The sequence below is a fragment of the Protofrankia sp. Cas8 genome (assembly GCF_963555845.1).
Classification (GTDB): domain Bacteria; phylum Actinomycetota; class Actinomycetes; order Frankiales; family Frankiaceae; genus Protofrankia.
The window spans coordinates 1,045-2,701 of the sequence record NZ_CAUVXI010000233.1; the positions used below are offsets into that span (position 1 = coordinate 1,045).

General features: G+C 70.1%; 1 protein-coding gene and 1 pseudogene. Both read right to left on the minus strand.

Annotation, left to right across the window (positions count from 1 at the left end):
- Positions 1-987 (minus strand): DUF6986 family protein (locus U9977_RS23475; protein ID WP_322751454.1); only part of this gene is annotated, 987 nt, incomplete at its 3' end.
- Positions 988-1,207: 220 nt separating this feature from the next.
- A pseudogene (locus U9977_RS23480) lies at positions 1,208-1,657 on the minus strand (hypothetical protein); the annotation flags it as partial.

A 1,657-nucleotide genomic window follows, 5' to 3' on the forward strand; every position in this document is an offset into this window, starting at 1 on the left:
TAGATCCCAGCCTTGGTAGATCCCCCGCATCCAGGCGCGGCGGACCAGGTCGGCGTGGCGCCGCCAGGCCGCGTGCACCGCGGCCCGGTCCCCGACGGGCAGCAGGTTGGACGAGCCGTCCGCGACCTGCACGCCGGTGCCGGCGGCCGCGAGCTGCATGAGCGCGGTGGCGAGTTCCACCGCCGGATGATCGCTGGCCTGGTGCTCGGCGCTCACGCCCAGCGCCGCCGAGTAGTCGTAGGTGCCCACGTGCAGGCCGGTCAGGCGGGGCCGGCCCGCGGCCACGATCGCGGGCAGCGCCAGTACCGCGGCCGGGGTCTCGACCTGCACCTCCAGCCGGATGCCCGCGCCGAGGCCGGAACCGATGCCCAGGCGATTCTCAAGTTCGGTGAGGATGTCGCAGAACACCTCGACCTGCTCGGGAGCGCTCACTTTCGGTAGCGTTACCACGAGCCCGGGTGGGATGGCTCCGCCTGCGGCGAGGGTGGTCACGAACAGGTCCAGGCTGCGCAGGCCGCGGGTCCGCACGGCCGGGTCCAGGGATTTGGGGCGGAGCCCGTAGGACGCGGGTAGCCGGCCGGCGTCCGCGGCCGCGCGCAGCGCATCGGCCGCCGCGACGGCGTGGGCGTCCTCCTCGGCATCGTCGTGGTCGCCGTAACCGTCCTCACAGTCCACCCGCAGGTCGGCGATCGGGGCGGTGGCGAGCACCCGGCGGACATGGGCGTGCACCCGTTCGGCCAGGTCAGCCGGGATGCCGGTCGCGGCCGCCAGCACCGGCGGTTCGCCGGCGTGTGCGTCGAGCGCAGCCAGCGCGGCGGCGCCCCAGTCGTCGGCGAGGGTCGCCCTCATCTGGTCGGCCGGCACATAACAGGTGTGGACGGGCTGTCGGACACCTGGTTCACCGGGAAAGCGCGCGGCCAGGTCGGCATCGACCCGGGCCAGGGGAGCGGTCAGCGCGGCGGTCACGTCATCCGGCAGCGTGGGCACGTCTGTGAGTGTCGGGCGCGGGCCATCGGGACGCACCCGTAGCGCCAACGGTCGAAGCCTGGGGCTCTTTCGTCACGGTGCACGGTTCACGGCGTTGCCGCCTGACGAAGGCCTCCCACTCGCGGGCGGCCCGATGCTCGCCCAGGTCGTGCAGCGTGAGAGCGAGGGTGATCAAGGATGGCTGGCTGTGGGGCCGGGCGCAGCAGAGCTTCGTGGAGAGCTAATCCGGCTCCGGGCCGCCAGCGATCACGGCCGCGATAGTTGAGCTGGACGGGAACGCGCCTGCGGCCATCAGGGCGTACACGCCAAAGAGCATCTTGGCTTCATACACCCAGTCGAGCGTGATGTGATGCGTCGCCTCGAACCAGTCCATGAACTCGTTGAGCTCAGGTTTGCGCGTGGCATAGCCGCCGAAGTGGAAGTCGGTCTCAATCCACCAGTTCGACAGGTGCTCTTTGCCGACGGCGGCGAGTAAACACCTTACGTCATCCGCAAGGAAGCTGCCGCCCTTCAACGACGAGAAGCCGACAACCTGAGCCTTACCGTCCAGTCCATAAACGATGCCGGCCATCGTGGCGCCGGTGCCGACAGCGCAGGTGATGTAGTCACAGTGGATATCGATTTCATCGACCAGCTCGGCGCATCCGCGTACCGCCAGCGTGTTGCTCGC